Raw genomic sequence first — 8,993 nt, 5'->3', positions numbered from 1 at the left:
TCAATTATTCGCTAAAGCATCTGCTGAATAATTGGTGATGTATTAAGCGTCAAGCTTAGTAGAAAAAATGGGAGCGTGAGCTCCCTTTTTTTGTATCGATTTTTTGTTGCATTTGGCAATTACCAAGACAAAAATTAAGTGTTAAATTTCCGTCCCTAAAATAAGCTTACATGGGGTTGTGTTGAATTAGTGTCCAATTGGCATCAATTTACCAATCTTGATAAAGGATTTTTTTATGTCTGCTAAACAACTTGAACAAGCAGCTCAAGCGACAAAAACTGCATTCGTGTTCCCGGGGCAGGGTTCACAAAAAGTCGGCATGCTCGCTGAACTTGCAGAACAGTTTAGTCGTGTGCAGGAAACTTTTGCCGAAGCATCTGACGCAGTTGGTTTTGATCTTTGGCACATTGCGCAAAGCGGTGAAGGTTTAAATCAAACAGAATTTACCCAACCGGTGTTACTGACTGCAAGTATTGCCTTATGGCGTGTGTGGTTAGAACTCGGTGGTGTTGCACCAAAATACCTTGCAGGGCATTCATTGGGTGAATACAGCGCATTGGTGGCTGCAGGCGCAATGAGCTTAGGCGATGCGGTGAAGTTGGTACATTTGCGTGGCCAACTCATGCAAAGTGCCGTGCCAGAAGGTCAAGGTGCAATGGCGGCTATTTTAGGCCTAGAAGATGCCAAAGTTCTTGAGTTATGTGCACAAGCTGAGGGCGAAGGTTCGGTTGAAGCTGCAAACTATAATGCACAAGGTCAAGTTGTCATTGCTGGTGATAAAGCTATGGTTGAAGCAGTCATGGCTGCTGCGAAAGAAAATGGCGGCAAAGCGATTGCACTGCCTGTTTCAGTTCCATCGCATTGTTCACTGATGAAACCAGCTGCTGAACAGTTCGCAACAGCATTGGAACAAACTGCCATTGAGCTGCCTACTATACCTGTAATACAAAATGTAGGCGCTGAAATTGCAACAGATGTGGCGCAATTACGTCAGGCGTTAACTGCACAGTTATATGAATCTGTACAGTGGACAAAGACCATGCAGTACTTGCAGGACCAAGGTATTCAGTACATTGCTGAATGTGGTCCAGGGAATGTCCTTGCGAATCTCGCAAAACGTTTGCCAAATATTGAAAAAGCATTCCCACTCGACAGTAAAAGTCGTCTGGAAGATGCACTGAATGCCATTTTAGTGGCAGAAGGGAAAATTGCATGACACAAGAACGCAAAGTTGCTTTAGTAACAGGTGCGAGCCGAGGGATTGGAGCAGCAATTGCTCAGCAATTGATTCAAGACGGTTATTTTGTTGTAGGTACGGCAACATCAGAAGCGGGTGCAGAAAAATTATCTGCTGCTTTTGCTGAAAATGGTGCGGGTAAAGTTCTAGATGTACGTGATGCAACTGCAATTGATGCATTGGTATCAGACATTGAGCAAAACTTTGGTTCTGTATTGGTTTTGGTGAACAATGCTGGTATTACCAAAGATAATTTGTTACTTCGTATGTCAGAAGATGATTGGGATGACATTCTCAACATTCATTTGAAAGCCGTTTATCGACTTTCTAAACGTGTTTTAAAGGGTATGACCAAAGCACGTTTTGGCCGAATTATTAATATTAGTTCAGTGGTTGCACATTTTGCTAACCCTGGACAAGCAAATTATTCTGCTGCAAAAGCAGGGATTGAGGCCTTCGGTCGCAGCCTTGCAAAAGAGATGGGAAGCCGCCAAATCACTGTAAACGCAGTGGCTCCGGGCTTTATTGCAACAGAAATGACAGAACAGTTAAGCGAAGAAATTCGTAAAAAAATGAGTGATCAAGTGGCATTAAACCGTTTAGGTGAGCCGCAAGATATCGCGAATGCCGTGAGTTTCCTTGCCTCTGAAAAGGCGAGTTATATTACCGGAACTGTATTACATGTAAATGGTGGTTTATACATGAGCTAAGTGCTTAAGTATAAACTTTCAAAACGATTTAGATTCAATTAAACTAACGGCATTAAAAACGCCACAAGCAATGAGGAGAATTCCTGTGAGCGATATCGAACAACGCGTAAAACAAGCAGTAGCTGAGCAACTTGGTCTTAAAGCAGACGAGATCAAAAACGAAGCTTCTTTCATGGATGACTTAGGTGCAGATTCTCTAGACCTAGTTGAATTAGTTATGTCTTTCGAAAACGATTTCGACATCACTATTCCTGATGAAGATTCTAACGAAATCACTACTGTACAATCTGCAATTGACTACGTTTCTAAAAAACTAGGTTAATTCTAGATTTCAGCGATGCTGATTTTAAAAAGCCACCAATTTGGTGGCTTTTTTTATGCCTGAGCATTTAGGTTTAAGACATGCTTTGATTTTTTACATTAGCTTACGTTTCTGTTACCAACTGCTACTCAAAACTGGTTACTTTTTAGCTATAAAAATAAAGCCACAATTTTAATTAAATTTTGAATAAACAGTAAAACAACGGAGAAAAATATGGGTCTTTTTGATTTTGTCAAAGGTATTGGGAAGAAAAATACCGCAGCAGCTGAACCACAAGCAGCACCAACAACGCCAGCTGAGCCCTCTGCTCAAGAAATTGCGAATAAGTTATTGGGTCATGTAAAAAGCTTAGGTTTGCCTATCACAGGCTTGTCGGTGAGTTATAACTCAACTTCAGATTTGGCAACGGTCAAAGGTCAGGTACAAAGCCAAGCAGACCGTGAAAAAATTATTTTGGCAGTGGGGAATATTGATCATGTTGCACAGGTGGATGATCAGTTAACCGTAGCCAGTCCGGAACCAGAAAGTAAGTTTTACACTGTGAAATCTGGGGATAATTTATCGAAAATTTCCAAAGCATTTTATGGCGATGCTAACCAATACAATAAAATTTTTGAAGCCAATCGACCATTATTGAAAGATGCAGATGATATTTTTCCGGGCCAAGTGCTGCGTATTCCTGCTTAGTTGAGTACTTCGTATAAAAAACCACTGCAATGCAGTGGTTTTTTTATATTGGATATATTTTAAGTGTCTAGAGCTAAATATAAGTCTTCTTTCACTTCTTCCATCACCACATAGCTATGTGAAGATGCCGATGCCGGCAGTTTTTTCAAAAGGTTGCCTAAAAGTTTACGGTAGGTACTCATTTCTTTTAAGCGTGCTTTTACTAAATAGTCAAAGTCTCCTGAAATCAGGTGGCATTCCAGTACTTCAGGAATCTCAGATAAGTCTCGCGCGACTTGTTCAAAAACGTCGCCTGATTTTGCTGAGAGTTTAATCTCCAGAAAAACCAGCAAGCGTTTATCGACTAATTCAGGATTCAGTCGTGCATAGTAGCCCATGATAATGCCGTCGCGCTCCAACCGTTTGACTCGCTCTGAACAGGGTGTTGTTGAGAGGTTGACTTGGGATGCCAACTCGCTGATCGCGATGCGGCCATTCTTTTGCAGAATGTCTAAAATCATGCGGTCAATACGGTCTAATTTACGCATTGATTTTTCCCTGTCTTTTTTGTAATTACACGACAAAACATGTGAATCAACTGAAATAAAGTCTTTAAAACAGCAAGATTAACTATTTAACCCAAAATATACTAGTTAAATAAACTAGGGATAAGGTCAAGGTCAAGACTATGCGTGTAATTGTTTTAGGCAGCGGTGTGATTGGTGTTACTAGTGCTTATTATTTGGCAAAACAAGGTGCTCAAGTCACAGTATTGGATCGCCAGTCTGGACCTGCAGAAGAAACCAGTTTTGGTAATGCCGGCCAAATCTCTCCAGGCTATTCGACCCCATGGGCAGCGCCGGGTATTCCTTTTAAAGCCGTGAAGTGGATGTTCCAACATCATGCACCATTAGCAGTGCAGCTGGACGGCAGTATGTGGCAATTGCAGTGGATGATGCAAATGCTAAAAAACTGTGGTGCAGACCAATATGCGATCAATAAAGAACGTATGCTGCGTGTGGCGGAATATAGCCGTGATTGCTTACGCACTTTGCGTGATGAAACAGGTATCAGCTATGAAAACCGTTCAAAAGGTACTTTGCAGTTGTTCCGTAAAGATTCGCAGCTGGAAGCGGTGCAGCGTGATATCGAAGTATTAAAAGAAACGGGTGTTGAGTTTGAATTGCTGGATCGTGATGGTTTAAGCAAAGTTGAGCCTGCATTGGCAGAAGCCAAAGATAAATTGGTTGGTGGTCTGCATTTACCAAATGATGAAACCGGTGATTGCTACTTATTTACCAATGCTTTGGCTGAACAGGCTAAAACACTTGGTGTTGATTTTCAGTTTAATCAAAATGTTGAAAAACTGATTGTCGAAGGCGGTGAAGTTAAAGGTGTGTTGGTCAATGGCAAAGTCCTGACTGCAGACCGCTATGTTTTGGCTTTTGGCAGTTATTCACGTGATTTCTTAAAACCGCTGAATTTGGATTTGCCGGTTTATCCAGTGAAAGGCTATTCATTAACCGTGCCGATTGTAGACCCAAGCCATGCACCGCAATCTACCGTGTTGGATGAAACCTATAAAATCGCCATTACCCGTTTTGACAACCGTATCCGCGTAGGTGGTATGGCTGAATTAAGTGGCTTTAATTTAGGCTTGAATCAGGACCGCCGCGGCACATTGGAAATGGTGACTCGTGACTTGTTCCCGGGTGGCGATTTAGAGCAAGCTTCGTTCTGGACTGGCTTGCGGCCGATGACACCGGACAGCACACCAATTATTGGGCGGACAAAGTACAACAATCTATTTTTGAATACCGGTCATGGCACATTGGGGTGGACCATGGCGTGCGGTTCAGGAAAATTGATCAGTGACCTTGTACTAGGACAACAGGCCGAGATCAGCACAGAAGGCTTATCGCTGCAGCGTTACGCACATGCAGCATAAAGAATGCGGTTTGCAGGGTGAATAGCTCGGCAAACCGCATTTTTGTTATTCACCGATTCAAGGAAGAAGAGCATGTCACGGCCGATACAAGCTGTTATTCATTTAGATGCCTTAGCGCATAATTTACATGTGGCGAAGCGATTTGCCAGACAGAATGTGTCTGATGCGCACGTTTATGCGGTGGTTAAAGCCAATGCTTATGGTCACGGCATAGAGCGCGTCTATGAGGCGTTCAAACATGCAGATGGTTTTGCTTTGTTGGATATTGCGGAAGCTAAACGCTTGCGTGCTTTGGGCTGGCAAGGGGATATTTTGCTGCTGGAAGGCATTTTCAGCCTGCAGGATTTACTGGACTGCCATCAGCTCAAATTGAGTTTTAGCGTACATAGCGAACATCAAATCGACTGGCTGCGCCAATTTCAATACAGTTATCCGCAAGCGCAGTTTGATATTTTTGTCAAAATGAACTCAGGCATGAACCGTTTGGGCTTTGTTCCTGAAGCTTATGTCGAAGCATGGGGTGAACTGCAAAAATTGAGTATTGTACGCAGCCTGACACACATGATGCATTTTTCAGATGCCGATGGTGAGCGTTTTGGCGAATCGGGCATTGCCTATCAATACCAATGTTTCCAGCAGATGGTTCAGCAGTTTCCTGCGCCAGTCACCGTCAGCAACAGCGCTGCAATTTTACGTCATTCAACGGTGTTGCAGTCCAATATTGTCCGCAGCGGCATCATGCTCTACGGCAGTTCTCCTGATTATCCACAGCATACGATTCGCGATTGGCAGTTGCAGCCTACGATGACGCTACGTAGCGAAATTATCGGTGTGCAGACCTTGCAGGCAGGGCAAAGCGTCGGCTATGGCTCTAATTTTGTAGCAGAAAAAACCATGCGTATTGGTATTGCAGCCTGCGGCTATGCCGATGGTTATCAGCGTGCCTCACCAATGGGTACGCCGGTGTTGATTGATGGTCAGGCATCCGGTCTGATTGGCCGCGTCAGTATGGATATGCTGGCGGTGGATTTAACCCATTTGCCTGACAGTGACATTGGTTCGGAAGTGGTGCTGTGGGGCAAGGCTTCAAATGGCGCAGTACTGCCGATTGATGATGTTGCGAAAGCCTCAGGTACTGTCGGTTATGAACTGATGTGCGCTGTGACTCAGCGCGTCCCTTTTATTGTCGATGCGGGGCGTATTGCAGCTGAGTCTGCGGCCTAATCATCGATTTAATGGCTAATTCAAAGACTGAAAATTCAGTCGAATATTTTTAATTTTACCAGTCAATAACGGGCACTGCCTTAGTGCTTAAAGATGAAAATGTACAAGGAAACATGACCATGTCAGACCCTATTCAACGATTCGGTAGCAACGATTTTATGAGTGCAGTCACAGTGTTTAATCAAGTGGTTTACCTCTCTGGGCAAGTGCCGAAAAATCCGGAAGCTGGGATTGAAGCGCAGACTTTGGATGTGCTGAACACGATTGATCAATTACTGGCTCAAGCGGGCAGTGACAAATCTAAAATGCTATCTGCACAGCTTTTTCTGAAAAATCTTTCGGATTTTAAAATTGTAAATGCGCTGTGGGCAGAATGGCTGAAAGATTCACCAAAACCTGCGCGCGCCACCATTCAGGCGGAGCTGGTCAATCCAGACTGGCTGATTGAAATTGCGGTTACCGCTGCACAACCTTAAGTTGTGCAGTTTTTATTTTTGAATTTTCCATGTTTGCTTCGGCAGTTTTAGCTCAATAGGACATTGGGCAGGGCAGTTAGCGTTAATCGAGAACTGCGCCGTTGCAGGCATTATAAGGACATCAACTATGGCTACACATCAAGATGACGTGCAATCGTCGCCTCATGAACTGCAGCGCAAGCTATCCAACCGTCATTTACAGCTGATCGCCATTGGCGGCGCTATTGGCACGGGCCTATTTATGGGCTCGGGTAAAACCATCTCCTTGGCTGGACCATCCATTCTGTTTATTTACATGATTATTGGTCTGATGTTTTTCTTTTTGATGCGTGCACTGGGTGAAATCCTGCTGTCGAATTTGCACTACAAATCCTTTATCGATATGGCGCATGATCTGATTGGGCCGGGTGCAGGCTACTATATTGGCTGGTCGTATTGGCTCGGCTGGGTTTTAGTCGGTATTGCGGATTTGGCTGCCATTATTAACTATTTAGGCTTTTGGCTACCGCCCGATGTTGGCTTTACCCCCATGGGGCAGGCACTGATCAGTGCGGGTTGTGTGCTGTTGGTTCTCGGTTTGAATTTGCTGACAGTCAAGCTGTTTGGTGAAGTTGAATTTTGGTTTGCCTTAATCAAAATTTTGGCGATTTTAGGCCTGATTGTGATTGGCGGTTTTATGGTGTTTAGTCACTTCCATTCGCCAGATGGAACAGCATCGAGTTTTAGCAATGTTTGGTCACATGGTGGCATGTTCCCTAAAGGCTCAGATGGTTTCCTTGCCGGTTTCCAGATTGCGCTGTTTGCTTTTGTCGGGGTTGAGCTATTAGGCACCATGGCTGCTGAAACCAAAGATCCTGAAAAGAACTTGCCGAAAGCTGTAAATGCGATTCCAACCCGAATTATCCTGTTTTATGTGCTGTCTTTGTTTGTAGTGATGTCGGTAACACCGTGGGATAAAATTCCAGCGGATCAAAGTCCATTTGTATCGCTGTTCCTGCATGCCGGTATTCCGGTTTCAGCCATTATTATGAACTTGGTGGTGCTGTCATCGGTCATGTCATCAATGAACAGTGGGGTGTTTTCAACCTCACGCATGCTGTTCGGTTTGGCACGAGGCGGTCAGGCACCGCAAGCATTGGCGCGATTATCTAAGCGCGCTGTCCCTGCACAGGGCTTAATTTTCTCTTGCTTCTTTATTATGGCGGGTGCGGGTCTGCAATACTTTGTACCGAATACCATTGAAGCGTTCACTTTGGCCAGCTCACTTTGTGTGATTTTATTTATCAGCATTTGGGCGCTGATCATGGTCTGCTACTTGCGTTATCGCAAACAGCAGCCGGAGAATCATGCCAAATCGACCTTTAAAATGCCGGGTGGTGTATGGATGAGCTATATCGTTTTAGCCTTTCTATTCTTTGCTTTGATTATTTTAAGCTTGGAGCCGGATACACTAAAAGCGTTGATGGTCAGTCCGCTTTGGTTGGTGATTTTGGCGGTCACTTATCGTGTCCTGTATTTGCCGCGTGTGAAACGGCGGATGCTGGAACAGCTCTGATTGATTTCAGTGTAGTGTATAAACCTTATCATCAAAGCCTGCATCATGCGGGCTTTGATCTTTTTGATTAGGGGTAAATGCAATATCTCTATTTTTGATAGATCGAATACGTTAGAGGGGGGAGTTAATTTAACCTAGTTTGGCTACCATGTATTATCTATATGAAAATCTAAGCATAAATAAAATGTGCTAATCTGAACGTTAATTATAATGAAAATGAATAAGATGATGAGAGTTGCGCTGTGGGTGGTTGGAATTGTGTTTGTGGTCGCAATGTTGATCTCGGCTTTTTTGCATTGGCTACGCACGGATCAAGCACTAAGTATAGAGGCTAGAAATTTGATTCAGCATGATTTGCTCTATCAACCTTCTTTAAAAGTTGCACCATATTTTGATTTGCTGGGCATTGATGCTAAAGATCAGTTAAATCCGCAAGTTTTGGGGCGTTGGCGTTATCATCGTGAGTGGGCAAACTATATTGGTGAATTGACTTCAACTGAGCAAGTAGATATACCAAATGCATTGAATCAGCATTTAGTGCGTAAACATTTTTCTGAGAAAAATACTGCACTTTTTGAACAATTGAAGATAGCTTTAAATCATCAACCCGCTAAATTTAAAATACTGGTTCGAGAGCATGCTACTGTGCTTCAATCGCTTATCAATCAAGAGCATATTCCATTAAAGCGTTTGAATGATTTATGGCTACGGACCAACTATGTGTCTTTACCTCAAGCTCCGATAGCGACTTCTCCCAATTATAAGTATTTATATCAACTACGCCAATCTCAACTTTTAATTAATTTTTCCAACTGTAAAGGAGGATTACCTAATTGAGAATTTAAAACGACTGAA

Annotated in this window: 10 protein-coding genes; 9 read left to right on the top strand and 1 reads right to left on the bottom strand. The window is 43.3% G+C overall.

Features of this window, described 5'->3' with window-relative positions; translation table 11 throughout:
- Nucleotides 1-235 precede the first annotated feature (235 nt).
- The 4 genes from fabD (at nucleotide 236) to lysM (ending at nucleotide 2,956) form a co-directional block, all read left to right on the top strand.
- Complete coding sequence (fabD, locus tag ACN6OV_RS12690; protein WP_427953471.1) at nucleotides 236-1,216, top strand: ACP S-malonyltransferase; 981 nt, start codon at nucleotides 236-238, stop codon at nucleotides 1,214-1,216.
- Nucleotides 1,213-1,947 carry a 3-oxoacyl-ACP reductase FabG gene (fabG, locus tag ACN6OV_RS12685; RefSeq protein WP_078190055.1) on the top strand — a complete coding sequence of 245 codons (735 nt, stop codon included), beginning with the start codon at nucleotides 1,213-1,215 and terminating at the stop codon, nucleotides 1,945-1,947. The genes fabD and fabG overlap by 4 nt, the downstream gene beginning before the upstream one ends.
- Nucleotides 1,948-2,032: 85 nt before the next feature.
- Entirely contained in the window at nucleotides 2,033-2,269 is a 237-nt protein-coding gene (gene acpP, locus ACN6OV_RS12680; protein WP_078190054.1) for an acyl carrier protein, read from the top strand.
- 213 nt (nucleotides 2,270-2,482) lie between these two features.
- The gene (lysM, locus tag ACN6OV_RS12675) at nucleotides 2,483-2,956 is read left to right on the top strand and encodes a peptidoglycan-binding protein LysM (protein WP_427953469.1); all 474 of its coding nucleotides are present in this window, start codon (nucleotides 2,483-2,485) and stop codon (nucleotides 2,954-2,956) included.
- A 59-nt stretch (nucleotides 2,957-3,015) separates the two neighbouring features.
- Here lysM and ACN6OV_RS12670 read toward each other — a convergent pair whose 3' ends face one another.
- Nucleotides 3,016-3,483, bottom strand: a complete 468-nt coding sequence (locus ACN6OV_RS12670; protein WP_427953467.1) for an Lrp/AsnC ligand binding domain-containing protein — start codon at nucleotides 3,481-3,483, stop codon at nucleotides 3,016-3,018.
- 140 nt (nucleotides 3,484-3,623) lie between these two features.
- Between ACN6OV_RS12670 and ACN6OV_RS12665 the strand changes: the two genes are divergently transcribed.
- The 5 genes from ACN6OV_RS12665 (at nucleotide 3,624) to ACN6OV_RS12645 (ending at nucleotide 8,975) form a co-directional block, all read left to right on the top strand.
- Complete coding sequence (locus ACN6OV_RS12665; RefSeq protein ID WP_427953465.1) at nucleotides 3,624-4,883, top strand: D-amino acid dehydrogenase; 1,260 nt, start codon at nucleotides 3,624-3,626, stop codon at nucleotides 4,881-4,883.
- A gap of 72 nt (nucleotides 4,884-4,955) precedes the next feature.
- On the top strand, nucleotides 4,956-6,107 hold the full coding sequence (alr, locus tag ACN6OV_RS12660) for an alanine racemase (protein WP_427953463.1): 1,152 nt from the start codon (nucleotides 4,956-4,958) through the stop codon (nucleotides 6,105-6,107).
- Between the two features lie 113 nt (nucleotides 6,108-6,220).
- Complete coding sequence (locus tag ACN6OV_RS12655) at nucleotides 6,221-6,583, top strand: RidA family protein (RefSeq protein ID WP_427953461.1); 363 nt, start codon at nucleotides 6,221-6,223, stop codon at nucleotides 6,581-6,583.
- Between the two features lie 127 nt (nucleotides 6,584-6,710).
- Nucleotides 6,711-8,138, top strand: coding sequence for an amino acid permease (locus ACN6OV_RS12650; RefSeq protein WP_427953459.1), 1,428 nt, complete (start codon nucleotides 6,711-6,713; stop codon nucleotides 8,136-8,138).
- Nucleotides 8,139-8,363: 225 nt separating this feature from the next.
- Complete coding sequence (locus ACN6OV_RS12645; protein ID WP_427953457.1) at nucleotides 8,364-8,975, top strand: hypothetical protein; 612 nt, start codon at nucleotides 8,364-8,366, stop codon at nucleotides 8,973-8,975.
- The last annotated feature ends 18 nt before the right edge of the window (nucleotides 8,976-8,993 follow it).

The organism is Acinetobacter sp. (assembly GCF_050285345.1).
Lineage (GTDB): Bacteria > Pseudomonadota > Gammaproteobacteria > Pseudomonadales > Moraxellaceae > Acinetobacter.
Note: the sequence above shows the minus strand (reverse complement) of the source record. Positions and strands in the feature narration are given on the sequence as shown.

Coding starts and splice junctions, on each gene's coding strand:
- fabD (WP_427953471.1), top strand. CDS start 236: ATGTCTGCTAAACAACTTGAACAAGCAGCTCAAGCGACAAAAACTGCA.
- fabG (WP_078190055.1), top strand. CDS start 1,213: ATGACACAAGAACGCAAAGTTGCTTTAGTAACAGGTGCGAGCCGAGGG.
- lysM (WP_427953469.1), top strand. CDS start 2,483: ATGGGTCTTTTTGATTTTGTCAAAGGTATTGGGAAGAAAAATACCGCA.
- ACN6OV_RS12670 (WP_427953467.1), bottom strand. CDS start 3,483: ATGCGTAAATTAGACCGTATTGACCGCATGATTTTAGACATTCTGCAA.
- ACN6OV_RS12665 (WP_427953465.1), top strand. CDS start 3,624: ATGCGTGTAATTGTTTTAGGCAGCGGTGTGATTGGTGTTACTAGTGCT.
- alr (WP_427953463.1), top strand. CDS start 4,956: ATGTCACGGCCGATACAAGCTGTTATTCATTTAGATGCCTTAGCGCAT.
- ACN6OV_RS12655 (WP_427953461.1), top strand. CDS start 6,221: ATGACCATGTCAGACCCTATTCAACGATTCGGTAGCAACGATTTTATG.
- ACN6OV_RS12650 (WP_427953459.1), top strand. CDS start 6,711: ATGGCTACACATCAAGATGACGTGCAATCGTCGCCTCATGAACTGCAG.
- ACN6OV_RS12645 (WP_427953457.1), top strand. CDS start 8,364: ATGATGAGAGTTGCGCTGTGGGTGGTTGGAATTGTGTTTGTGGTCGCA.